Genomic DNA, 23,701 nt, shown 5'->3' on the forward strand with positions numbered 1-23,701 from the left:
CTATTGCAGATTTTCTAGGACTGATACATCAGGTTGAGGCATGGTTTTGGGCACGATCACCACATGATCGTCGATGATATGAACATCAACATTGATTTCAAATACCTCGGAAATCAGTTGTGGTGTCATGATGTTGCTTGGAGTGCCTTCGGCATAGACTGCGCCATCTTTCATCACAATAAGATGGTCGGCATATCTAACAGCCTGTTGTAGATCGTGTAAGACGGTCACAATAGTTCGTCCGAGCTGTTGCCGCAGTGCTCGGGCGAGCTCCAAAAGTTGGTATTGGTGGGCTACATCGAGATACGTTGTGGGCTCGTCTAGGAGAACTACGGGTGTGTTTTGGGCCAGCACCATTGCGAGCCAGACTCGTTGACGTTGGCCGCCAGAAAGCTCAGTAACGCGGCGGTGGCGTAGTTGTGCCGTGCCGGTTGCTAGAAGAGCGGAATCAACTGCTTGAGCATCCTTAGTTGACCACTGTCGCAGAAGGGTTTGGTAGGGGAAACGACCTCTGCCTACGAGTTCTTCGACAGTAATATCAGCTGGTGCAAGTGCTGTTTGTGGCAGCAAAGCGATACGTTGGGCTATGTATTTTGTGTGCAAAGAATCCAGCGGGTTGTCACCTAGATACACTTGCCCAGTGTGTGGTTGAAGAATTCGTGCGAAGCTTTTTAATAGTGTGGATTTTCCACAACCATTTGGCCCAATGATGGCTGTGAATTGTCCTTGCGGCACCTCGACAGTGAGGTCAGTACTTACTGTATGTTTATCCCACGCCAATGTGACGGAATCAGTACGAAGAATGGGGGAAGTGCTGGTCATGAGTTCTCCTTCGAGCCGCGGGCTATGAGCCACAGCAGGTACATGCCACCGATGGTGACGGTGACGAGGCCAACAGGAAGCTGGGTGGGGTAGAAAAGTCGCTGGCCGATGAGGTCGGCAACGATAATAAGCAAAGCGCCGATTACCGACGTCTCTACAAGCGGGGTTCGTGCAGACGACGTTAGTGCACGGGCAATGTGTGGAGACGCCAAAGCCACAAATGCGATGGGGCCAGCGACAGCGGTGGTTGCTGCCACCAAGAATACTCCACCGACTAAGAGGAGGAGCTTGGTTAACTGCAATCGAAGTCCAAGGCCTACAGCGAGATCGTCTCCTAGGCTAAGAACATCGAGGAATCGCCGTAATGGAATAGTTGTGGTGATAAGAATTGCTAGGACACAGCAGGCTGGTATCGCTATGGTCCAGCGGAGTCCATTGAGTGAGCCTGCACCCCAACTTGCTGCAGACAGTGCTGTGTCGAGTTCTCCGCGGGTAATTAACCATCTATTGAGGGCTGAGAGCATTGCTGATATTCCGAGGCCTACCAAGATGATGCGAAGGCCGTCGATACGTGTTCGAACAGACAGTGCAATCACCATGACTGAAACTGCTAGACCGCCGATGAGCGCACCGGTAACGGTTGCAGCAAAGCCAGACCCTCCTAGGAGGAAGACTGCGATTACGCCGGTGTAGGCGCCGGTCGAAAATCCGATGATGTCAGGTGATCCGAGCGGGTTGCGTGTGAGGGATTGGAATAGTGATCCTGCAATGGCTAGTGCTGCGCCTACTAGGATGCCGGTGACCACTCGAGGTAAGCGCCACTGCATGACAACTGTGTGTGCTAATGGGGTTTCGCTGGTGAGAAGCTGCCAAGTGCTTAGTCCGGCTCCTGGAATTACCAAGCTGTATGCCGCGGTGACTAGGAGGAGAGAGGAGAGTATGACGAGTACACGCATGCTAAATCTCCTTGCGTTTCGTCTGCGCGTAAGCGATGAGGAATGGTGCGCCGATGAAGGCGACGACCACGCCGGCGGGAAATTCGCCTAGAACGATGATTCGGCCGAGAATATCGGCTGAAAGTACTATGATGGGGCCAATGAGGGAGGCTGTGGCCACTAAGCGTAGGAGGTTGGGGCCTACGATCCAGCGTGCGATATGTGGAACCATGAGTCCTAGGAATGTAATTACCCCTGCTGCGGCAGTGGCGCTAGCAGCGAGTACGACGATTGCAATGAATGTGAACAAGCGAGTTTTTGCTATCGACGCCCCCATGGTGATGGCCAACTCGTCTCCTAGGGATAATGCGTTGAGTTGTCTCATGCATGCTGCAGTGACGAGAATCCCTAGGAGTAGGCCAGCTCCTGCTAGAGCTGCGGGTTGATACGAGCCGGCGTCGATGTTGCCGACCATCCAGCTTTTGAGTCGATCAAATGCTTGGGGATTTACTAATGATAAGCCGTCGCCAATGCCGGTGAGTATTGTGCTTAGTGCTACACCGGCAAGTACGAGGCGTAAGGGATCAGAGCCTTTGCGTGAGTTCATGCTGAGTGCGTATACGCATGCACCGGCTAAGATCGCGCCTAATAGTGCCAGTGCGAATATGCTGATGTGGCTTAGTGATCCTGCTAGGGCTATGCCGACGACAATGGTAAAAGCTGCGCCGGCGTTGATGCCGAATACGCCGGTGTCCGCTAGGGGATTACGGGTTAACGCTTGAATTAACACACCTGCGAGACTCAGTGACGCACCTGCTGCAATGGCGATGAGAGTGCGGGGGATTCGGCGTCCCCAGATGATGTGACTATTTGTTGGGTCGCCGTAGTGACGAAGAGCGGCGAGGACGTCGGGTGGGGTAATGCTTCGAGCACCGATTCCTAAACTCATGATGATCATGCAGAGGAGAATGATTCCAAGGAATGTGATAACTAAAGGCAATGGTAGCCGGACACGAGGTTGTCGAAGCATTAGATAATACTAACCAATTAATTTGAAATTAGGGTAACCTGTCCAACATGTTCGAAATATCCCGATCTCGTGCGAAAGCAATGTGTCCTTTCCTTGCCTTCGCCACTGCCACTGGAATAATGCTGTCCCTTGCAGCATGCTCTTCTTCTGACAATTCCTCGACTAACGCTCAGGGTAACGCTGATGTTGCCATGGGTGGTCAGCGTTTTAGCACCGCTGATGAAGAGACTGCCAAGCTTGGTAGTGATGCGCAGCCAGGTCAATTCCCACGTACTGTCGTTCATGCTGCTGGAACAACGGAGATCGCGACCAAACCTGAGCGTGTTGTTGTCCTTGATACCGGTGAATTAGATAGCGTCTTGTCTCTTGGAATAACCCCAGTAGGAATGACCACTACCAAGGGTGCTAACCCAGTGCCGAGCTATCTTGCCGACAAGGTAAAAGATGTTGAGCGGGTTGGCACTATCAATGAGCTTAACATCGAGGCAATTGCGGCTTTGAAGCCCGACCTGATTATTGGTTCGCAAGTGCGTGCAGACAAACTGTATCCGCAGCTTTCTGACATTGCACCTACGGTTTTTTCCATCCGACCAGGTTCTCCATGGAAGGAAAACTTCCTCCTTGTTGGTGAGGCACTTGGTATGGAAAAAGAAGCAGAAGAAAAACTGAATGAGTATGCCGACCGCGTTGCTGAGCTAAAGAATAACGTTCCTCAAAATACTGAGGTTTCTCTAGTTAGGTTTATGCCTAACAAGCTGAGACTGTATGGAAAAAAGTCGTTGATCGGTGTTATTCTTGCCGATGCTGGGCTTGCTCGTCCAGAAAAGCAAAACGTTGATGACGTTGCTGTTGAAATTTCTCCAGAAAACATCGATCAAGCTGCAGGATCGGTCATCTTCTATACTTCTTACGGAAAACCAGATGCTACAGGGGAAACCGCTGTAGTTGAGGGGCCGGCATGGAAGAACCTTGAAGCAGTAGCTGCGGGTAAAGCTCACCGCGTTAATGATGATGTGTGGTTCCTTGGTCTAGGGCCAACAGGCGCTATGGAGATTGTCTCGGACCTTCACGACTACTTACTGAAGAAATAAAATCCTTCGGAAAAATTCTGATCCGCTCCTAGTGAGCTAACAATCATTGCGATGTAAGTTTACTAGGGGCGGATCATTTTCTTTGCCCTATTGAGGCTAAATACTTGGCCAGTGGGCGGGTGCAATGAATAGGTAGGTTCCGCCCATTACTAACACCATAAAGAGGATCAATAATCCAACGAGGCTGGTTCGCACTGCCGGATGGCGCTGACCGTACCAAGCAAAGAAGATATCCAGCTTGGATGCCAGCCAGATTGTGAGCCTGCGGGTGGGTGGATGCACCAGAGATAGTATTCCTAGCGCGATAAAAATGCAGAGCCAACCAGGGGCTGGGGTGGGCAAGATGATGATGCCAAAGACTAGTAGGCACATACCTGCCACTAGGAGAAGGGGAGAAAGGACGGGTCCATACCACGCAGCCTTCATACGCAAGTGCCGATCCTGCATCTTGTTCATTAGGTTGTGGACCTTTTCTTCCATCGCCCCTCACTGCACGCTCAGAAATTATAAAAACTGAGTGTTATTTTAAGTGATGCTTCGATTTACTTCATATAAAACGATCGACCACGCAAAAATTGGTGGAAGAACGTAGGCTGGCACAGGTAAATACTTTGCTGAGGAGTGAAAAATATCATGACAACGCCCAATCGTTTTGTTGCAGGTGCGATTGATCTAGGAGAGGTAAAAGCTCGTGTGGAGGCGCGTTCTCAAGCACAGCGAGCGGGTCAGTCGTCTGTGGCTGGGGTGGAGCCCACAGTAACCATCACTATGGATAACGTGGAAGAGGAGCTTATTAAGCGTTCCATGCAGGTTCCCGTTGTGGTGTTGATTGGTACTTCACGAAGCCCCGACTCGGAACAGTTGCGAGCGGATCTTAGCCAGATCGCCAGCGGCGCAAGCTTGAGTTTCATTTTCGCCTATATTGATGCCGACGCTACTCCGCAGGTTGCCCAGATGTTTGGCATTCAGGGCTTGCCGACGGTCGTGGCGTTGGCTCAAGGTCAGCCTTTGGCTAATTTTGAGGGTGGTCAGCCAATCGACGCGTTGCAGCAATGGACAGCTGCCGTAGTTAAAGCCGTCGAAGGGAAACTACCAGGCATCACAGGTGATGATGCGGAAGCAGAGCCAGCAGAGGATCCTCGCTTTGACCCTGCTACTGAGGCATTGAATGCTGGCGATTTTGATGCGGCCATTGCGGTTTATGAGGAAATTTTGCGCCATGAGCCAAAGAATCAGATGGCCTTGCAAGCGCGAGACAACGCCAGATTGTTGTCGCGTCTGAAGGATGCTGACCGGAGCGTCGATCCTGTTGCTGTTGCAGATGCTGATCTACAGGACGTGGATAAAGCATTCGCCGCTGCTGATGCAGAGATCACGACTGGAAAAGTAGAGGAAGCGTTTGATCGTCTCATCGAACTGTTGCCGAACGAGAAAGTTAGGACGCGGTTGCTGGAATTGTATTCGGTGTTTGAGCCTAGTGATCCTCGTGTGCAGGCTGCTCGATCAAAAATGGCAAGCAAATTGTTTTGATCGTTAATGGGCTCTTCCGGTTTTAGAGTGCATTGATTAGTTCGCCGGGGGGGTTCGGGCGTGGCACTACGCGGAGTAGGACGTTTTCACAACCATGGCTTGGCTGGGATTGGCTGGCGTTGGTGGGCGCGCCACCCCCGCTCACCCCCGAAAAGACGGCACTTCACACCAAATCTGCCCAAACGGCCGGTTTGGAAGCGATTTGGTGTGAAGTTCTGAGAAAAATGCTTCGAAATACCCCCGTTTATGCCGCACAATCAGAAGAGAGCCAGAGTCTTGTAGGTTCCGAAAAACTTTTTAAGAAAAGCGCGGGTAGTAACTAGTAAAAGCGAGAAAGGTACGTTGCCGGCCAGTTTTATGCTGGTTGGCAACGTACCTTCTTACAACAGCGTGATTATGCTTCCCAACGATAGAGCTGGCCGCTCATTGCAGGTATATGCACTGTGAGGGAATGCTGATAGCCATCCCAGTCGGTGTCCCACGCCATGACATCGCTATCGAGGTAGTTATCTGCTCCTTCGTAGATGCCTGCATCAGTGTTGAGGATGCACTTCCAGTTTCCGCCTTCAGGCACACCTAGTTTGTAGCTTGGGTGATCTGCTCCACCAAAGTTGAATACAGCTAGGATCTTGGATCCATCAGCACCGTAGCGCATGAAAGACAAGATGTTGTTTGCTGCGTCGTCAGACTTTGTCCAGCTAAATCCTGCTGGGTTGTTGTCTTGGCTGTAGAGCGCAGGGAAGTCTTTGTACAGTGCGTTGAGGTCTTGTACCAAGGTGCGGATACCGCGGTGGTATTCGCCTTCCCAACCGTCCATGTCACCCCAGTCAAGGCTTCGTTCTTCGGACCATTCTTTCACTTGGCCGAATTCTTGTCCTTGGAACAGCAGATTCTTGCCTGGGTGAGCGTACATGTAGGCATACAAGGTGCGTAGACCTGCAGCTTTGTTCCATGCGTCGCCTGGCATGCGGGTCCACAGTGAGCCTTTGCCGTGAACTACTTCGTCGTGGCTGAAGGGGAGGACGAATTTCTCAGAGTATGCGTACACCATGGAGAACGTGATGTCGTTGTGGTGGTACATGCGATGAATAGGCTCGTGTGAGAAATATTCAAGTGTATCATTCATCCAGCCCATATTCCATTTCATGCTGAAACCGAGGCCGCCTTCCCACGTTGGAGAGGTAACTCCTGGCCATGAGGTGGATTCTTCAGCAATGGTCATCACACCTGGGTGACTCTTGTGCACGGTGGCGTTCATTTCTTGGAGGAACTGAACAGCTTCGAGGTTTTCACGGCCACCGTAGATGTTTGGAAGCCACTCACCGGGCTCGCGTGAGTAGTCTAAATACAGCATCGAGGCCACAGCATCGACACGGAGTCCATCGACATGGAACTCTTCGAGCCAGTACAAAGCGTTGGCGACGAGGAAATTGCGGACTTCGTTGCGACCGAAATCGAAAACGTAGGTGCCCCAGTCTTTTTGTTCACCGCGGCGCCAGTCAGGGTGTTCGTAGAGAGCTTGGCCATCGAAACGGCCGAGTGCGAAAGCATCTTTGGGGAAGTGTGCTGGCACCCAGTCGACGATTACGCCGATGCCTGCTTGGTGGAAGGCGTCGATAAGCAAGCGAAGCTGATCTGGGGTACCCCAGCGTGAGGTAGGAGCGTAGTAACCAGAAACTTGGTAGCCCCATGAACCACCAAAGGGGTGCTCTGCTACAGGGAGGAACTCCACGTGGGTATAGCCCATATCCTTGACATAGTCGACAAGGTTGGTGGCTAGTTCCTCGTAGTTTTGGCCTTGGTTCCATGAACCAAGATGGACCTCATAGACGCTCATCGCAGCGTTGTCGTGGTCGGTGTGCGCACGATTGGTCATCCAGACATCGTCATTCCACGTGTAGGAGGAGGAAGCGATGATGGAGCCGGTTGCCGGTGCTACCTCGGCACGCTTTGCCATGGGGTCTGCCTTGTCTAGGCGATGACCTTCGTGGGTGTGGATCGCAAATTTGTAGACTGTTCCCACGCCAATGTTAGGGATGAACAGCTCCCAGATTCCGGTCGAGCCGAGGCTACGCATAGGGTATTGGCTGGGGTTCCATCCGCAGAAGTCGCCGATGACAGCAACTCCGCGTGCGTTAGGTGCCCAGACTGCAAAGGCAGTACCTTCAACGTCACCCATGGCCGTGGTGATAGTGGTCGGGTTCGCGCCGAGTACTTCCCACAGTCGCTCATGACGGCCTTCGTTGATGAGGTGGAGGTCAAGATCACCTAGTGTTGGCAGGAAATGGTATGCATCGGCTTGTTCGGTTACTTGTCCACCTTGCCAGTGAATTCGTAGGCGATAATCGCAGGAAGCATCGTGGTCAACGATTGCTTCAAAGATGTCGTCACCTACGGTGGCGAACTCTACCACAGTGGAGTCGCTGAGTAATGCTTCCACGCGTTCTGCACCGATGTGGCGGGTACGGATAACTGCGTGTTCAGCATCTACTTCGTGCCAGCCATATACTCCGTGCGGATCGTGGTATTGGCAGATTTTGAGGGCGTGGAGGACATCAGGATGGACTGGTGCGATCTGAGTAGGAGAAACCATGAGAGTAAGTACTTTCTTTACGTTAAGTCGATATGAGGCAAATGTTGACAGTTATTAGTTCCGGTAATCGGATTTTCCGCGCCAAGATAGTTGCGCTTTGTGGCTGTATGGTGCAGGGGGAATAGCAACGATGTGAGCTACGTTGGCACACGGATCGAGGCGGATAAAATTACGTTGACCCCAGTGGAATTGTTGTCCGGACACCAGATCGTTGACATCGAAGGATTCTGTGGTGTCGCGCCCAAGAGCTTCCATATCGAGTTCAAGCGTTGCCTGTTGAGCATGGTCAGGATCTAGGTTGACTACTACCATGATGGTGTCGCCGGTGATCGGATCAACCTTGCTGTAGGCAAGAATGGAGTCGTTATCGGTTGGATGGAAATCGATCACACGTAGCTGCTGGAGAGCAGGGTGCTGTGCACGAATCGAATTGAGCAAAGTGAGATACGGTTCGAGAGAATTACCCGCTGCGCGGGCAGCGTCAAAGTTGCGAGGCCGTAGTTCGTATTTTTCGGAGTTTGCGTACTCTTCACTACCGTGTGCTACTGCTTCATGCTCGAAGAGCTCGAATCCGGAGTACACACCCCATACCGGCGACATCGTTGCCGCAAGCGTTGCCCGAATAGCAAACATGGCGCGACCGCCATACTGCAGCGACTCGTGCAAAATATCGGGGGTGTTAACAAACAGATTGGGGCGGCTAACATCAGCCATCTCAGCGATTTCTTCGGCGAATTGCTGTAGCTGAGTCTTCGAAGTCTTCCACGTGAAGTAGGTGTAGGACTGGCTAAAGCCCACTTTGCCTAGGCCATAGAGTCGCGCCGGGCGGGTAAAAGCTTCCGCCAGGAAGATGACTTCGGGGTGCTTGGCATGGATCTTGGCAATAAGCCATTCCCAGAAGTTTGCCGGTTTGGTGTGAGGGTTATCTACACGGAAGGTGGTCACTCCTTGCTGAACCCAGAAAAGAACGACGCGCAGAATTTCGGCATAGATCTTCTTTTGTGCGTTATCAAAATTCAATGGGTAGATATCTTGATATTTCTTGGGTGGATTTTCTGCGAAAGCAATAGATCCGTCAGCAAGTACGGTGAAGAATTCTGGGTGAGATTTCGCCCATGGATGGTCTGGTGCAGCTTGTAACGCTAAATCAAGTGCGACTTCAAGGTTCAGCTCGCGTGCACGGGCGACGAGCGCGCGGAAGTCGTCTATAGTTCCTAGACGGGGGTGTACTGAATCGTGGCCACCTTCAGTAGAGCCGATTGCCCATGGCGACCCCACGTCGCCCGGTAGGGCAATGAGTGTGTTGTTTTTGCCTTTGCGGTTAATCTCACCGATGGGGTGGATTGGTGGGAAATAGACAGTATCAAAGCCCATGGCAGCCACTCGATCCAAAGCCTGAGCTGTAGTAGCAAATGTGCCATGAACAGGCTGACCGTTATCGTCCCAGCCGCCAGTTGAGCGCGGGAATAGTTCGTACCATGAGCTATACAGGGCCTTGGTACGTTCAACGGAAATTGAGTAGGTGTGTCCGCGGGTGAGCAGTTCGCGCACAGGATGCTCAGCCAGCAGATAAGTGATTTCTGCGCTGAGTGCAGGAGCGACACGGGTGCGCAGGGGAGCGTCGCTACGCAGTGCGTTGATGACCCGAGTAAACGCTGGCGCTAGAGTCTTTCTTTCGGACTTAGGCGCACTAGCGATGGCTGATTCAAATAAGGTAGCCCCATGCTCAATGTCGTTGTAAAGTTCCTCGGGGCTTTGACCTGCCTCAATTTTTGTGGTCACTGCATGGCGCCACGTGGCTACGGCGTCAGACCAAGCATCGACTCTAAAAGTCCACGTACCGGGGCGATCGGGAACGAAACTTGCCCACATACGGTCGGGATCGAACTTCTTGGTCGCCATGGCAATGGAGGAACTTTGACCTGTCGGATCAGTTACCACGAGAGTGGCTGCAATGGCATCGTGGCCTTCGCGCCACACCAAAGCGCTGACGGGAATCATTTCCCCGACCACGGCTTTCGACGGCCGTCGCCCGCACGAAACCTGGGGGCGAACATCTTCAATAGCAAGTCGTGTGGACTTCGAACTCATATGCCGATTCCTCTATACGTAGGGGACTGTTCACTGTCGAGAAAATCCTTCCCGAGCCTTGTCTCTTAGAGTAGTCAAGCTGTGTCTATTCCACATGCACAGTGAGAAATCCGTCATGATGGAACCTATGACGAACCCGACGAATGATCCGCGTAACCCCGATCTCCTTCTCGATTTTGAAGAGGTTGAGTTCACTCGGGGTGGAAAAAAGCTGGTAGGGCCTATCACCTGGCAAGTCGAATTGGATGAGCGGTGGGTGATCCTTGGACCAAATGGTGCGGGCAAGACCACACTCATTCGGATGGCGGCTGCCGAAGAATTCCCCTCAAAAGGTGCATTGTGGATCATGGGGGAACGCATCGGTAAAACAGATATGCGCGATTTGCGGGCGATGATCGGTGTTTCTTCGTCAGCGTTAGGAAACCGAATTCCTACCAAAGAAAAAGTCCTTGATCTCGTGATCTCGGCAGGGTACGCCATCTTGGGGCGGTGGCGCGAAGAGTACGACAAATGGGATCACGATCGCGCCATTGAGATCCTAGAACAAGTCGGTGCGTACCATCTCGCAGATCAAACATGGGGGACTTTAAGCGAAGGCGAGCGAAAACGAGTCCTAGTTGCCCGCGCTCTCATGACCAACCCCGAGCTCTTGCTTCTCGACGAACCCACCGCAGGCATGGACCTAGGTGGCAGAGAGGACCTCGTAGGATACCTTGCTCAACTAGCAATGGATCCCGACGCACCGGCCATGGTCATGATTACGCACCATGTAGAGGAGATTCCCGCAGGTTTTACTCACGCACTACTTCTAGACGAAGGCGAAGTAGTCTCCCAAGGGCTTATCGACGACGCCCTTACCAGTGCAAACCTTACCAAGGCATTCCATCAGCCCATCAAAGTAGACAAGATCGATGGCCGCTATTTCGCGCGCCGTCAGCGCACCGCCCGTAGTCACCGTCGCTAGCAGACTGTCGACAAATCAAACACGCTGTAGAATATCTTGCAACTACGCCGGACTTGGGAATCGAGGTGAGCAACCCCCATGAGTACACCAGTGGACCTCACTGAAGGACTCGACGGTGCAAAACTAGCCGTCACCGTGCTCATGATCCGAGATTCCCCCACTGGACTCGAAGTCTATGTTCAAGAACGAGTCTCATCGATGCCGACGTTTCCCAATGCCACCGTATTCCCAGGCGGCGGAGTAGACCCCCGTGACTTCGAACTCGATGGTGTCGAATCAGAACACGAAACCTTTGGTGGGCCAAGCCTCATGCACTGGGCTCGCTCACTCGGCACAAACCGTAACCGAGCACGCGCACTATTATTCGCAGCAGCACGCGAACTCTTTGAAGAAACCGGCACCCTGCTAGCCACACGCTCAGACGGCACTCCCATCCCTGATGCCACGCAATACCACCCTCAACGGTTGGCGTTGGAAAGTCACAGACTATCGCTTTCTCAAGTCTTGGCACGACATGATCTCACGTTGCGCTCTGAATGGCTGCGCCCCTCAACCCGATGGGTAAGCCCCGAAACAGACGAAAAACGATTCGATATGTTTGCTTTCGTCGCAGTACAACCCCCAGGACAAGAACCCGACGGAAATACCCGCGAAGCAGCATCAACCGGTTGGTTTTCCCCATCACTCATCCTCGACGGATGGCGGGCAGGACTCATACGACTCGTCATCCCCACATGGGCACAACTACTGAGCCTCGGTCGATTCGATTGTGTGCGCGACGTACAAGAATTTCTTCGCCGCGCAGACATGACACCCATCATTGGCGATCCCGTAGACGATCCGCGCTTTGAAGAATTCTATAGTTTTACCCCTCCCGAACGCTTCTAATAACACTGAAAACGAGAACATCACCCAGTGAGCTACACCACCGACGAGGTGCATTTCCTCCTCGAGCATAAAGAAGAGATAACAGCTGTAGCAAGCATGATCACTCGTGACCATGCGATGACCAAATCGACAGCAGTAAAAGATGCCGCAACGTTTCGCAAACATTTCGGCACCAATGGTCGAGCAGCAATGGAACTATGCGCCTCTCGAACATCAGCGCAGGGAAAACTCCCACACGATTGGCTGATGTGCCACGATTCTGCACAACAAGCCACGCCACTAACTGTTGCACAACAACGAGCAGATCGAATCCACCGTGTCTGCGGGACGGAAGCAAAAGTCCACGACGTAACATGCTCCATCGGTACAGAGGGAGCAGCAATTACTGATCTCGGTATGACGTACCACGGCAGCGACCTTGATATGTCACGCCTTCTTATGGCACGACACAATGTGCCTACTGGTCTATTTTTTCAAGCAGACGCACTAAAACGAGCGTCGACAAGCAGCGACGTCATCATCGCAGACCCCGCTCGGCGTGCCGGAGGACGCAGAATCACCAAACCCGAACAACTCATTCCACCGCTGCCACAATTGGTTGACCATTGGCGCATAGCTACAACTACAGCCGCACCGATGGCAATCAAATGCGCGCCGGGCTTGGATTTTCAAGATTGGGACGGGCTGGTCAGCGTTGTAAGCGTTGCTGGTGGCGTAAAAGAAGCGTGCCTCTACACGCCAGAGTTATCTGAAGGATTGACTCGGGAAGCCATCATGATTGGACCAAATCATAGTGTCGACGTCCTCAACGACCACCACGGTGGTGAAATACCCGCTGGGGATCCAGGGACTTTTATCATCGATCCCGATGGTGCAGTTGTACGTGCGGGGCTGGTCCAACACTATGCCGCGCGTGAACAATTATGGATGCTTGATGAGCACATTGCTTATCTCACTGGTGATCGCATTCCGCAGGGGAGAAGCGGCTTTAGATTCATTGAGATGGTGGGGCTTAAACAGCTGAAATCGGCTTTGGTTGCTCACAATGCCGGAAGTCTAGAAATCCTAGTACGAGGCGTGGATGTGGATCCGGATCAACTGCGAAAGAAACTCAAGCTCAAGGGCAATACTCCTATGGCAGCGATATGTACCCGCATTGGTCGAAAAAGTGTAGCTTTGATCTGCCATGCGCGCGAACATTCGCAGAAATAGGAAGAAAATGCCAGATGCATGCTCACGATAAGCACAAGTTTGTGCGCTGCATTAGACTAGTCGGGCGCGTGGCTCACAAGGGTTCAATCACGCTATAAAAAACAAATAGATGTTCATCTATACGTACGAGCACTGCGATAGTGTTGGTGCGCACAATGAGGAAGGAATGGCACCGATGCCCGCTATTGTGGTTCTGGTCAAAAATGTTCCCGACACGTGGTCGGTGAAAAAGCTCGAGGCTGATTACACGTTGGATCGCACGAATGTGGATTCAGTCATCGATGAGATTAATGAGTACGCAGTGGAGCAGGCATTGCGGCTTCGCGACGACAACCCAGATGCTGGATATGAAGTCGTGGCGTTGTCTTTAGGCCCAACAAATGCTGAAGAAGCTTTACGTAAGGCATTGGCCATGGGCGCAGATCGTGCGGTGTTGCTTTCCGACGATAACCTCGCAGGCTCCGATGTTTTGGGTACTGCCTGGGCATTGCATAACGCGATTAACCAAATCCCTGACGTTGCCATGGTTATTACTGGCTCTGCATCTTCTGATGGCTCAATGGGTGCTGTCCCAGGAATTTTGAGTGAATATCGTCAACAGCCTGCATTAACACATTTACGTTCCGTGGCTTTAGCCGACGGCGTGGTCAAAGGCATCCGCGAAACTCATGATGGTGATTTTGCGGTCGAGGCACCACTGCCTGTGATTATTTCTGTAACCGAAAAAGCTGATAAACCACGGTTCCCTAATTTCAAAGGCATTATGGCGGCGAAAAAGGCGGAGATTACCCGTATGGCGCTGTCGTCCATTGGTGTAGCACCTGAACAAGTTGGATTGGCACACGCAGCTACCGTAGTCACGGCTGCAGCAGAACTACCAGCCCGCGTTGCCGGTGAAGTTATTAACACGTCCTCTGCTGAAGCAGCAGCAAAGATTGCAGACTTCTTGGCTGCGGAAAAGCTTATTTAAGGTTTAGGAGAACAGATATGTCTACTGTTTATGTCCTCGTAGAGCACGCACATGGTCAGGTTCTTCCTGCAACCGGAGAACTCATCACCGCTGCCCGTTCGCTAGGTGATGTAACGGCAGTGGTGGTTGGCACATCGGGCAGCCATGAAGCACTGATTAGCCAAATTTCTGAATACGGCGCAACGGCCGTTGTGGCCGCGCAGGTCGCAGATGCGGACAGTCGAGTTGTTATTCCACAGGCTGATGCGCTGTCTATGCTGGCAGCCGCCCAACCGGGCCCAATTCTGCTGGATTCCGGAGCTCATGGCAACGAAATTGCGGGCCGTCTGGCAGCCCGTTTGGCTTCCGGAGTTCTATGCAATGTTGTAGGCGTGAACGCAGATCGCACAGCTGTGATGTCGATTTTCGGCGATACCGTTGATGTGTCCGCAGCTGTGGGCGGTGCGAGCCCGATCTATACTTTGCGTCCAGGTGCTGTGGAGGCCGCTCCGGCGCCATCGCAGCCAGCAGTATCTGTGATGGATATTCCTGCAGCCGGTGTCAAAGACGTCAAGGTTACTTCCTTTACCCCAGCAGCTCAGGGTAATCGACCTGATCTGAGCACTGCGAAGGTCGTCATCGCTGGTGGTCGAGGCGTGGGATCCGCAGAAAACTTCGCCTCCATTGTCGAGCCACTTGCTGATGCCCTCAACGGTGCCGTTGGAGCTACCCGCGATGCAGTAGATCTGGGATACTACCCAGCGCAATACCAGGTGGGACAAACGGGAGTCACCGTTTCTCCGGATCTGTACATCGGTTTGGGCATTTCCGGAGCTATCCAGCACACCTCAGGCATGCAGACATCGAAGAAAATTGTCGTTATCAACAACGACGCAGATGCGCCATTCTTCCAGATTGCAGATCTTGGAGTCGTCGGTGATATTCATGAGATCGCACCGTTGCTCGTCAAAGAAATTGATCAACGCTCTTAAAAAGTAGCGGTATATCCAAACGTGGGTTATTTTGACTGGGAAATAGCCTGCGTTCGGTGTTTTAGCACCCCATAGCGGCTTTCTATGCGCTTTGATAGAGGTATCACATATCAAGCACGATGAAAGAATAGCGTCGTGATGATTGATCGGATCACGTGGATGTTTCGTATCCGCATGGTAATCACGGGCCTTGTCACATTCATTGTGCATATTTTATGCATTGGTGACCAAGTCATGGATCTGGTGGCTTGTCGTAGTGTTCACTGCGATCACTATCGCAGAAGACTATCGAGAATTTAGCGGCCAACATCGCGATAAAGCGTTGTCGTGATTAAAAAAGATTGAACTGAACAAAGCTTTTCTTTTTATCCAGTGCTGTATGCATTGTGGCATCCGGTTTCGCGTGGTTGAGCCCATGGCAACGCCCCAGTGCTGCATGTGCCATCGTTGCACTCCTAGTAAGTGTGCAAGTTTTTTCAGAATTAGTGCGCCGGAATAATCCAGCATCGTTACCTCAGCCTCACCCGGCCGAACAGCCACTATCGCGGCGTGGACGCAGGGTGAACATGAGACGGTAGTAAACTACCTCACCATGCAGACTCGCTACTTTGATCATGCCGCAACAACTCCGATCCGTGAGACAGCCCGTACTGCATGGCTTGAGTATGCAGGCATGGCTAATCCTGCCAGTCAATATGCTTCTGGCCGTGCTGCTCGCAGCGTGCTCGATACGGCACGTGAACAGATCGCCCAGTTGTTGGGCTGTGAGCCAATCGAAGTGATTTTCACAGCCTCGGGCACCGAATCCGACAATATTGGGGTCCACGGCTTATGGAAGGCCCGCCAGGGGCAAGCTCCCAACCGGATTGTGACCACAGCAATTGAACATCCAGGCGTGTTAGAAACAGTCAAAGCACTGGAAGCAGACGGCGCCAACGTTGATTTCCTTCCCGTTGACTCTCACGGGGCGATTGTGAATGTTGAAGCGTTAAGCACACCAGCCGCTGTCGCAGCGGTCATGTGGGCAAATAATGAAACTGGTGCGATTCAACCTATTGAAGATGTCATCGCAGCCGCCAAGGAGGTACACACTCCAGTCCACGTTGATGCAGTACAATTGGTAGGGCACCAGCACATCAATTTCGATGAATTGGGCGCTACGACACTTGCTGCCAGTGCTCACAAGTTTGGAGGGCCGCGTGGGGTTGGCCTACTACTTGCACGGCGTTCGCCAGCGCCACAACCTGTTATGTTCGGCGGCGGGCAAGAACGCAGTATTCGCTCGGGAACTGTCGACGTAGCCGGGGCGGCAGCAACTGCAGCCGCACTAGCAGAAGCGGTTCACGAGATCGACGAAGAAAATACACGGTTGCGGTATCTCGTTAATAAGCTGCGCGACCACGTCGTCGCTACAATCGACGACACCGTTATCCATACCCCTCGACATAGTCTGCCAGGGCACCTTCATTTGTCCTTCCCGGGCGCGGAAGGCGATAGCCTCATCATGTTGTTGGATTCTTTGGGGCTTGAGGCTTCAACAGGTTCTGCCTGCTCCAACGGAGTAAATAGGGCCAGCCATGTGCTTCTTGCGATGGGAATTTCAGAATCTACTGCTCGAAGCGCGGTACGTTTTACACTTGGTGCCACCACGACCGAGGAGGACGTCGATACGCTTATCGCGAAGCTTCCTGACGTCGTGGCCCGTGCCCGTTTTGCAGGAATGGCTTAATCGTGTCGTGCGGTGGATGAGGAACTGAAATTCTTTGTCCAGTTGTCACCCTTAAATTGGGCGGGTACTCCGCCGCCGAGAAGTAGGCGTGTTAATGCTTGTTGGTCTTGATCTGTGGGGAGCTGGGCGTCCGTGGCAATCAAAATGATGTTGCCGTAGCGGCGTCCCTTCAACATAGCAGGATCAGCGATGCAGGCAACGTGATCGAAAACTTCACGCAAACCTTGCACTTCCGCTTTTGCAACGTTGAGGTCGCGATGGTCGCCGCAGTTTGCTACATAAAGTCCACCAGGAGAAAGCGCTTGGTGGCATTGTTGAAAAAATTCGACTGTGGTGAGTCGACGGGGAGTTTGATTACCTGCAAAAACATCGCGAATGATGATATCGCGGGAGCTAGGCACAAATGTTTGGGCTACTTCCCAAGCATCGCCAACACGGATCTTGAGCTGAGGAGATCGAGGCAAATCAAACCATTCCCGCACCAGCGTGGCTAAGGTTGCATCGAGTTCCACCACCGTGTTACGCGCATTTGAGTAGCGGTGGCATACGTAGCGGGCGAGTGTGCAGGCACCGCCGCCTAAGTGCGTTACACGTAGTTTTTTCGGATCGCTATGGGTAGTAACAAACCAATCGACGATAGCCGCGATCCAGCGCATATATTCATATTCCAATTGCTCAGGATCTTGGGCGATATGGCTGGATGGGACTCCATTGACGTAAACCTCGAACGCATGGGGCAAAAAAGAATCGGCACGAAGCTCTACTTCACCTGTCGTTGTCGGATACACCCCAGGAACTGGCCCGTGCGCTTGCGACTGAGAACTATTCTTGCTTTTTCTTCCCATAATCACTCGATGCTACGCGGTTAGTGTTAGAACACGGGATTCTGGGGTAACTGTGCACATGACAGCAAATTGTTACCACGGTGAGAAAAAGACTAGGCTACCGTGGTGGTTTTAGTTGGATATCAAGCACCGACAAAGTAGGAGTAAGAGATTCCCATGCGAGTTCTAGCAGCAATGAGCGGTGGCGTCGATTCCGCAGTGGCGGCCGCCCGTGCAGTCGCAGCCGGACACGATGTGGTGGGTGTACACCTTGCCTTATCTCAAGATCCGCAAACGGTGAGGGAATCTTCACGAGGATGTTGCTCGTTGGAGGACTCTGCGGATGCGCGCCGCGTATGCGATAAGCTTGGTATCCCGTTTTATGTCTGGGATTTTTCAGATCGTTTCAAAGAAGATGTGATTGATGATTTCATCTCTTCGTATGAGGCTGGAGAAACTCCGAATCCCTGCTTGCGGTGCAATGAGAAGATCAAGTTTGCCGCTCTCCTCGAACGCGGCATCGCGTTGGGCTTCGATGCGGTAGTTACTGGGCATTACGCGAGGTTGACGCAGCCGGTCGATGGTGGCGATGGCTATCTGCGGCGTTCGATTGATCCAGACAAAGACCAGTCCTATGTGCTGGGAGTCCTCGGAGCTCATGAGATTGCGCATTGTATGTTCCCCGTAGGCGACACCGTGAAGCCAAAGATCAGGGAAGAAGCTGCTGCCATGGGGTTTTCGGTGGCTAAGAAGCCGGATTCTTATGACATCTGCTTTATTCCAGATGGCAACACCCAGGCATTTTTGGGACGCCATATTGGGCTACGTTCTGGAATGATTGTGGATTCTGATGGCAATGAGCTGAAAGAACACGATGGGGCATGGAATTACACCATTGGACAGCGCAAGGGGCTTGATATTAAGCAGCCTGCTGCTGATGGAAAGCCACGCTATGTTACTGATATTGATGCAGTAACGGGAACGGTTACTGTGGGATCGCGTGAGGATCTGAAGGTGATTGCGTTGACTGCTGATCGGCTGAAGTATTTGCACCCAGCTATGACAGGTAGCTTTGAGGCTGAAGTCCAAGTTCGTGCCCATGGCAGTGTGGTTGCTTGTAGCGTGACGGTCAACGAGAGTGACGACACCATGCGAGTGGAGTTGCATACCCCGTTGTCTGGCGTGGCTCGAGGTCAAGCAGCCGTGATCTATCTTCCTGATGACGATGGCGATATTGTCCTAGGATCTGGCACGATTTGTGCCACTGAAAACCAGTAGCGATGTGGGAAAGAGGTTGGGTCACGCCATGGCGGAGTCTGTAGGTTTCTTGGAATCGGTCGCGTGCGCGTTGGGTCCAATGCCAGGGCTTGATCTTTACCAAGCTGCTGATGTGATCTTGGGGGAGACTGGTGACTGTATGGTTCTGCCTGAGCTGGTGCAGCGTGGTGTGACAGATCAATTAGTTGGCCGAACCTGTGCGATGTTACCGGAATTGCCTGTGGAAAAAGGTCCGCGGTCGTGGCGGCTTAGTACGCGTCCTCAAATTGCTACTCGTAGGTTGTGGGATGGGGTTGAACGCGATCTTGATGATCTTGAGCAGCAATGGGGGAATACTCCACTAATAAAAACTAGGCTTATGGGGCCGTGGTCGCTGGCTACTCGGATTGAGCTAGCGAATGGGCACCGTGCGGTCACCGATCGAGGCGCAGTGCGTGACATTGCAGCCATCATGGCTGAGGCTATCGATGATCATTGCGGGGATCTTGAGCGCCGTTTTGGGGCACAGACGGTAGTGCACCTTCACGAGCCCGATGCAGTTGCTTTGATGCAAGGCGTGGTACCAGGTACTACGGATTTTGATGTTATTCGCGCCGTCCATGTAAAAGACCTAGTTGAAGTACTAGCACCGCTGGTGAGCTCGGTGCAGTCTCATGAACACTCCACGGTTGTGTTTAGTGCAAGGTCGGGAGCTACAGTGCAGCAACCTGAATCTACGGCTGCCGCTATCGAGCTGATGCGAGGGGCAGGAGCCACATCGATGGTGATAAATTCTCGTGACCTTTGCGGCACGGAAGCTCTCGATGCCTGCGGTGATGCGCTCTCGAGTGGCGTAGGCATCATGTGGGCATTGCCGGCTCCAGTTTTGTCTTCACCAACACCGGTAAGAGAGCTTGCTGAAGACCCAGACCGCCACGCTGCTATTCAACTGGCCAAGCTGATCGACGAAATGGGGCTTGACCGTTCTGTTTTGGAGACAAGTTCTGTAACGCAACAGCTTTTCACGCTGCCGCCTACGATCCTCGATGTTGCCCGACACCTCCAGCACATCGTGCGGGTACACACGATGCTGCGTGAAGATGCAGGTGATCTTTAAATCTCTCAGCGCTCCACCCGAGGTGGCTCCGCTTGGTCGCGTACTAGCGCGAATTTTGCATCGGCCACCCGAAATTGACAGTTGATGTATCTCGGCCAAGCCCATCGAGGTATTTCTTCATGTCTTTTTGTAGCTCGTAGTACTGAACTGCTTGATACTCCATTAATTCATCATGTGAGTAGGCCGCTAGCTCGTCTTTAAAGCATTTCTTCGCCTGCATCCATGCAATACGGGCAGCGGCTAAGGCATCAGAGGTTGCCTCATGAGCATTGTCCATCCGCACACCATAAACAGAACACAATTCGGTCAGAGTACGCTTTCCTTTACGGAAACGATCCATACTGCGGTCAATCAAATATGGGTCGTACACCGGCCCTTTAACAACAAAATCTCCGGTGAGCTGGCGCAATACCGTCAAATCGTACGGTGCGTTGTACACCACAAGGGTGAATCCTTCTTCCCATGCAGCATAGATTTCATCAACGGTGCGTTTGAGCACGGCCTCGTGTGGTTCGCCGTGTTCACGGGCATACTCTGTGCTAATTCCGTGAACTTTGCTGGCAGCTTCTGGGATTTCTACTCCTGGATCAGCTAGTAACTCCACAGGATGGGCGCCAGAACTATCAATTCGTACCAACGCAGACGTAACGATTCGTGCTTCGATTGGATTGGCCGATGTGGTTTCTAGATCAAAACTCAAAACATGTGCGGGATTAAAAGACTGGTCGGGAGCTGCAACGTTATTCATAACGCTTACCCTAGAGAATAACCGTGACATGGGGGTAACTGGGCGTCGAAAAGCGTTGTTAACACGGCAATTGCCTACCCCGCTACACTGGGCTGCGTGACTGATAATTTCGCTGACCTACGCCGCCAGTGGGACGACCTTGCCGAACGAGTGCGTCACTATAGAGATGCCTATTACAACCACACTCCTGAAATCTCAGACGCGGAGTTTGATCAGCTTTTTCGCCAGCTGCAGCAATTAGAACAGCAACATCCAGAATTAGCTGTGCCAGAGAGCCCCACTTTAGAAGTCGGCGCTCCAATTGAACAGAGTTCTTTCGACAATGTTGAGCACCTTGAGCGCATGCTCAGTCTGGACAATGTTTTTGACGCTGCCGAGCTTGATGATTGGTTGCAGCGAACCCCCAGTGCTACGTATCTTACTGAGCTTAAAATCGATGGTCTGTCTATCGATTTGGTCTATCGTTCTGGGCGTCTTGAGCGGGCGGCTACTCGTGGCGATGGTCGGGTAGGAGAAGATGTTACTGCTAACGCCAAAGTTATTGAGGACATCCCGCATCGTCTTCAACATTCTGATGCATACCCCGTGCCAGAACTTGTCGAAATTCGCGGCGAGGTATTCATTGCCGTAGAGGATTTCGCTTTAGTCAATGAACAACGCCAAAAAGAAGGCGGAAAGCCGTTCGCAAACCCACGTAATGCCGCTGCTGGATCGCTGCGACAAAAAGATACTGAGGCCGTTCGCAAACGTTGTCTGAAGATGATTTGTCATGGAATTGGTGCTTCAGAAGGATTTGAAGCAGATAGTCAGTTCGATGCATATAAAGCCCTAGAAGCATGGGGTCTGCCAGTATCGCCGTGTACAAAACGTGTTCACTCGGCTCAAGAAGTTCATGAGCGCGTGACCTACTGGGCACAGCATCGTCACGATGCGACCCATGAGATGGACGGGTTAGTTATCAAGATCGATTCCTTTGCAGAACAGCACGCGCTAGGAGCCACCGCTCGCGCGCCTCGCTGGGCAATCGCCTACAAATATCCTCCAGAAGAAGTCACCACACCGCTTCTTGATATTCAAGTCGGCGTTGGTCGTACCGGCAGGGTGACACCATTCGCGGTCATGAAGCCTGTGTTCGTTGCTGGATCCACCGTAGAGATGGCTACGTTGCATAACCAGACCGAAGTAAAACGAAAAGGCGTTCTTATCGGCGATACCGTGGTTATTCGCAAAGCTGGCGAAGTGATCCCAGAGGTTCTCGGTCCTGTTGTTGAAAAACGTGACGGTAGCGAACGCGAATTTATTTTTCCGACACTATGCCCAACATGTGGAACACGCCTAGCGCCACAAAAAGAAGACGATGCCGACTGGCGATGCCCGAACTCCCAATCATGTCCAGCGCAGTTGTCCTCACGTCTTACTTATCTAGCTGGACGCGGCGCATTTGACATCGAAGCCTTGGGAGAAAAAGGAGCTGAGGATCTTATTGCCTCCGGCGTGCTTATCGACGAAGCCCAGCTGTTTAACCTGACGGAAGACGATCTTAAACGCACCAAGGTGTACACCACCAAAGCCGGTGCGCTTAACGCAACTGGTGAGAAGTTGCTGGCCAACCTTGAGTCTGCAAAGCATACGGATCTGTGGCGTGTTCTCGTTGCACTGTCGATCCGACATGTTGGACCAACCGCAGCCAGAGCTCTTGCGGCACGGTATCGAAGCCTCGAAGCATTACGGGCTGCTGATGTGGACGACATTGCTAATACTGAGGGCGTTGGTGCGATTATCGCGCAGAGTTTCGCGCAGTGGTTTGACGCGCCATGGCACAGAAATATCGTAGAAGTATGGGCTGATGCTGGTGTCACAATGGCGGATTCTGATGCAGATATCCCTGACCAAGTTCTAGAAGGATTGAGCATTGTAGTGACTGGCTCATTGATCGATTTTTCCAGGGATTCCGCTAAAGAGGCAATTGTTTCTCGTGGTGGTAAAGCAAGCAGTTCCGTGTCCAAAAAGACAGACTATGTTGTAGTAGGCGAAAACGCAGGTAGCAAGGAAACGAAAGCCCGTGATCTGGGATTGCGCATCCTCAACGAAGACAAGTTTAAACAGTTGTTAGCAAATGGCACCGTCTAGGGCATAAAACAGCACGCCCTCCGAAGTGATAAAAAGTGCTTCGGAGGGCGTGCTGAGTTATTTTAGTATTTGAGCAGGCTACCGAGGATCTTTCCTAGGTTTCCGATGTGCTCAACTTCGCTGGACAGATAATCTGGGCCGCCTACGCGTCCGATCACCAATACAAGATCGGTTCCGGTCAGCGGTGCAGCAATGAGTGAAGAATCTAAGATGGCCCAACTTTCAGGGATCCACGATTCTTTTTCTGGTTGTAAAATACGCGCCTGTTCGATCGGTAGGGCGGAAGGATTGGAGCCGTCGTCAGCCGGTGCTCCATCGGAAGCGGTCACTCGGGTAACGGGATTTTCTGCGCGCAACAAGATCGCCCACGACGAGGTGAGGGCCTGTGGCATCTTATTGACCATGTCAGCTAGCAGTGCCGAATTAGATGAAGCTCCTGCGACAGATGCCAACATAGCGATCTGACCACGCCTATCAACGCGCCCAGAAAATGGGCGGATGGAGTCAACCTCTACACCTTCGACCTCATGTGCTGCCGTGATCAGCTCATCAGCCATGGTGCCTGCGGGAAGCTCCACGACCATGTCATCAGTTACGGTACCGTCACTAAACGTTTCGACAACATCAACGGAAGAAATATTGCCCCCGATAAGACCTACTGCCTCAGCGACACGGCCAAGGCTTCCTGGTTCATCGGGAATTTGCACACGGATGAGATAGGACATTTGTTAATCAGCGCCTCTGTTTTGCAGTGAACCATTCATAAAACAGAAAATGAGCACTGCACTTTATTGGGGAT

20 protein-coding genes are annotated in these 23,701 nt (G+C 52.3%); 11 read left to right on the top strand and 9 right to left on the bottom strand.

Features of this window, described 5'->3' with window-relative positions; translation table 11 throughout:
* Genes ABMV07_RS05840 through ABMV07_RS05850 form a run of 3 tightly spaced genes read right to left on the bottom strand, consistent with a single transcriptional unit; the run spans nt 1 to nt 2,787 of the window.
* Nucleotides 1–822, bottom strand: coding sequence for an ABC transporter ATP-binding protein (locus tag ABMV07_RS05840; RefSeq protein ID WP_088267502.1), 822 nt, complete (start codon nt 820–822; stop codon nt 1–3).
* The gene (locus ABMV07_RS05845) at nt 819–1,778 is read right to left on the bottom strand and encodes an iron chelate uptake ABC transporter family permease subunit (RefSeq protein ID WP_197691839.1); all 960 of its coding nucleotides are present in this window, start codon (nt 1,776–1,778) and stop codon (nt 819–821) included. Before ABMV07_RS05845 ends, ABMV07_RS05840 begins: the two co-directional genes overlap by 4 nt.
* A 1-nt stretch (nt 1,779) precedes the next feature.
* On the bottom strand, nt 1,780–2,787 hold the full coding sequence (locus tag ABMV07_RS05850) for a FecCD family ABC transporter permease (protein WP_197690076.1): 1,008 nt from the start codon (nt 2,785–2,787) through the stop codon (nt 1,780–1,782).
* A gap of 47 nt (nt 2,788–2,834) precedes the next feature.
* Between ABMV07_RS05850 and ABMV07_RS05855 the strand changes: the two genes are divergently transcribed.
* On the top strand, nt 2,835–3,878 hold the full coding sequence (locus ABMV07_RS05855; protein ID WP_197690075.1) for an ABC transporter substrate-binding protein: 1,044 nt from the start codon (nt 2,835–2,837) through the stop codon (nt 3,876–3,878).
* A 96-nt stretch (nt 3,879–3,974) separates the two neighbouring features.
* Here the strand turns inward: ABMV07_RS05855 and ABMV07_RS05860 are convergent, their stop codons facing one another.
* Nucleotides 3,975–4,358, bottom strand: a complete 384-nt coding sequence (locus ABMV07_RS05860; protein WP_088267498.1) for a TIGR02611 family protein — start codon at nt 4,356–4,358, stop codon at nt 3,975–3,977.
* Nucleotides 4,359–4,511: 153 nt separating this feature from the next.
* Between ABMV07_RS05860 and ABMV07_RS05865 the strand changes: the two genes are divergently transcribed.
* Nucleotides 4,512–5,408, top strand: a complete 897-nt coding sequence (locus ABMV07_RS05865) for a tetratricopeptide repeat protein (protein ID WP_196977710.1) — start codon at nt 4,512–4,514, stop codon at nt 5,406–5,408.
* 394 nt (nt 5,409–5,802) lie between these two features.
* On the opposite strand, the gene glgB is transcribed toward ABMV07_RS05865, so the two are convergent.
* Both glgB and ABMV07_RS05875 read right to left on the bottom strand, forming a co-directional pair.
* Nucleotides 5,803–8,001, bottom strand: coding sequence for a 1,4-alpha-glucan branching protein GlgB (gene glgB, locus ABMV07_RS05870; protein WP_197690074.1), 2,199 nt, complete (start codon nt 7,999–8,001; stop codon nt 5,803–5,805).
* Between the two features lie 54 nt (nt 8,002–8,055).
* Nucleotides 8,056–10,092, bottom strand: coding sequence for an alpha-1,4-glucan--maltose-1-phosphate maltosyltransferase (locus tag ABMV07_RS05875; protein ID WP_197690073.1), 2,037 nt, complete (start codon nt 10,090–10,092; stop codon nt 8,056–8,058).
* A gap of 115 nt (nt 10,093–10,207) precedes the next feature.
* On the opposite strand from ABMV07_RS05875, the gene ABMV07_RS05880 reads away from it, so the two are divergent.
* From ABMV07_RS05880 to ABMV07_RS05905, 6 genes are all read left to right on the top strand, one after another.
* A complete protein-coding gene (locus ABMV07_RS05880; RefSeq protein ID WP_088267538.1) occupies nt 10,208–11,056 on the top strand; it encodes an ABC transporter ATP-binding protein in 849 nt (282 codons plus the stop codon).
* 78 nt (nt 11,057–11,134) lie between these two features.
* Nucleotides 11,135–11,944, top strand: coding sequence for an NUDIX domain-containing protein (locus ABMV07_RS05885; RefSeq protein ID WP_088267494.1), 810 nt, complete (start codon nt 11,135–11,137; stop codon nt 11,942–11,944).
* Nucleotides 11,945–11,971: 27 nt separating this feature from the next.
* Complete coding sequence (locus ABMV07_RS05890; RefSeq protein WP_197688816.1) at nt 11,972–13,156, top strand: THUMP-like domain-containing protein; 1,185 nt, start codon at nt 11,972–11,974, stop codon at nt 13,154–13,156.
* Between the two features lie 175 nt (nt 13,157–13,331).
* On the top strand, nt 13,332–14,126 hold the full coding sequence (locus tag ABMV07_RS05895) for an electron transfer flavoprotein subunit beta/FixA family protein (RefSeq protein ID WP_162495030.1): 795 nt from the start codon (nt 13,332–13,334) through the stop codon (nt 14,124–14,126).
* 17 nt (nt 14,127–14,143) lie between these two features.
* Nucleotides 14,144–15,097, top strand: coding sequence for an electron transfer flavoprotein subunit alpha/FixB family protein (locus ABMV07_RS05900; protein ID WP_196977713.1), 954 nt, complete (start codon nt 14,144–14,146; stop codon nt 15,095–15,097).
* Nucleotides 15,098–15,689: 592 nt separating this feature from the next.
* Complete coding sequence (locus ABMV07_RS05905) at nt 15,690–16,826, top strand: cysteine desulfurase family protein (RefSeq protein ID WP_374064967.1); 1,137 nt, start codon at nt 15,690–15,692, stop codon at nt 16,824–16,826.
* On the opposite strand, the gene ABMV07_RS05910 is transcribed toward ABMV07_RS05905, so the two are convergent.
* The gene (locus tag ABMV07_RS05910; RefSeq protein ID WP_196977714.1) at nt 16,823–17,671 is read right to left on the bottom strand and encodes a spermidine synthase; all 849 of its coding nucleotides are present in this window, start codon (nt 17,669–17,671) and stop codon (nt 16,823–16,825) included. The genes ABMV07_RS05905 and ABMV07_RS05910 overlap by 4 nt on opposite strands.
* Nucleotides 17,672–17,827: 156 nt before the next feature.
* Between ABMV07_RS05910 and mnmA the strand changes: the two genes are divergently transcribed.
* Entirely contained in the window at nt 17,828–18,928 is a 1,101-nt protein-coding gene (gene mnmA / locus ABMV07_RS05915) for a tRNA 2-thiouridine(34) synthase MnmA (RefSeq protein ID WP_088268225.1), read from the top strand.
* 28 nt (nt 18,929–18,956) lie between these two features.
* Nucleotides 18,957–20,024, top strand: a complete 1,068-nt coding sequence (locus ABMV07_RS05920; RefSeq protein ID WP_196981429.1) for a hypothetical protein — start codon at nt 18,957–18,959, stop codon at nt 20,022–20,024.
* Nucleotides 20,025–20,067: 43 nt separating this feature from the next.
* Here ABMV07_RS05920 and ABMV07_RS05925 read toward each other — a convergent pair whose 3' ends face one another.
* Entirely contained in the window at nt 20,068–20,772 is a 705-nt protein-coding gene (locus ABMV07_RS05925; RefSeq protein WP_088268221.1) for a 3'-5' exonuclease, read from the bottom strand.
* A 96-nt stretch (nt 20,773–20,868) separates the two neighbouring features.
* Here ABMV07_RS05925 and ligA point away from each other — a divergent pair, with 96 nt between their 5' ends.
* Nucleotides 20,869–22,902 carry an NAD-dependent DNA ligase LigA gene (ligA, locus tag ABMV07_RS05930; RefSeq protein WP_374064968.1) on the top strand — a complete coding sequence of 678 codons (2,034 nt, stop codon included), beginning with the start codon at nt 20,869–20,871 and terminating at the stop codon, nt 22,900–22,902.
* Between the two features lie 62 nt (nt 22,903–22,964).
* On the opposite strand, the gene ABMV07_RS05935 is transcribed toward ligA, so the two are convergent.
* The gene (locus ABMV07_RS05935) at nt 22,965–23,627 is read right to left on the bottom strand and encodes an amino acid-binding ACT domain protein (protein WP_088268217.1); all 663 of its coding nucleotides are present in this window, start codon (nt 23,625–23,627) and stop codon (nt 22,965–22,967) included.
* Nucleotides 23,628–23,701: the final 74 nt, after the last annotated feature.

This window comes from Corynebacterium belfantii, from assembly GCF_041898185.1.
GTDB classification, from domain to species: Bacteria; Actinomycetota; Actinomycetes; order Mycobacteriales; family Mycobacteriaceae; genus Corynebacterium; species Corynebacterium belfantii.

Coding starts and splice junctions, on each gene's coding strand:
- ABMV07_RS05840 (WP_088267502.1), bottom strand. CDS start 822: ATGACCAGCACTTCCCCCATTCTTCGTACTGATTCCGTCACATTGGCG.
- ABMV07_RS05935 (WP_088268217.1), bottom strand. CDS start 23,627: ATGTCCTATCTCATCCGTGTGCAAATTCCCGATGAACCAGGAAGCCTT.
- ABMV07_RS05910 (WP_196977714.1), bottom strand. CDS start 17,671: ATGGGAAGAAAAAGCAAGAATAGTTCTCAGTCGCAAGCGCACGGGCCA.
- mnmA (WP_088268225.1), top strand. CDS start 17,828: ATGCGAGTTCTAGCAGCAATGAGCGGTGGCGTCGATTCCGCAGTGGCG.
- ABMV07_RS05880 (WP_088267538.1), top strand. CDS start 10,208: ATGATGGAACCTATGACGAACCCGACGAATGATCCGCGTAACCCCGAT.
- ABMV07_RS05900 (WP_196977713.1), top strand. CDS start 14,144: ATGTCTACTGTTTATGTCCTCGTAGAGCACGCACATGGTCAGGTTCTT.
- glgB (WP_197690074.1), bottom strand. CDS start 8,001: ATGGTTTCTCCTACTCAGATCGCACCAGTCCATCCTGATGTCCTCCAC.
- ABMV07_RS05905 (WP_374064967.1), top strand. CDS start 15,690: ATGCAGACTCGCTACTTTGATCATGCCGCAACAACTCCGATCCGTGAG.
- ABMV07_RS05895 (WP_162495030.1), top strand. CDS start 13,332: ATGCCCGCTATTGTGGTTCTGGTCAAAAATGTTCCCGACACGTGGTCG.
- ABMV07_RS05865 (WP_196977710.1), top strand. CDS start 4,512: ATGACAACGCCCAATCGTTTTGTTGCAGGTGCGATTGATCTAGGAGAG.
- ABMV07_RS05885 (WP_088267494.1), top strand. CDS start 11,135: ATGAGTACACCAGTGGACCTCACTGAAGGACTCGACGGTGCAAAACTA.
- ABMV07_RS05850 (WP_197690076.1), bottom strand. CDS start 2,787: ATGCTTCGACAACCTCGTGTCCGGCTACCATTGCCTTTAGTTATCACA.
- ABMV07_RS05845 (WP_197691839.1), bottom strand. CDS start 1,778: ATGCGTGTACTCGTCATACTCTCCTCTCTCCTCCTAGTCACCGCGGCA.
- ABMV07_RS05875 (WP_197690073.1), bottom strand. CDS start 10,092: ATGAGTTCGAAGTCCACACGACTTGCTATTGAAGATGTTCGCCCCCAG.
- ABMV07_RS05925 (WP_088268221.1), bottom strand. CDS start 20,772: ATGAATAACGTTGCAGCTCCCGACCAGTCTTTTAATCCCGCACATGTT.
- ABMV07_RS05855 (WP_197690075.1), top strand. CDS start 2,835: ATGTTCGAAATATCCCGATCTCGTGCGAAAGCAATGTGTCCTTTCCTT.
- ABMV07_RS05860 (WP_088267498.1), bottom strand. CDS start 4,358: ATGGAAGAAAAGGTCCACAACCTAATGAACAAGATGCAGGATCGGCAC.
- ABMV07_RS05920 (WP_196981429.1), top strand. CDS start 18,957: ATGGCGGAGTCTGTAGGTTTCTTGGAATCGGTCGCGTGCGCGTTGGGT.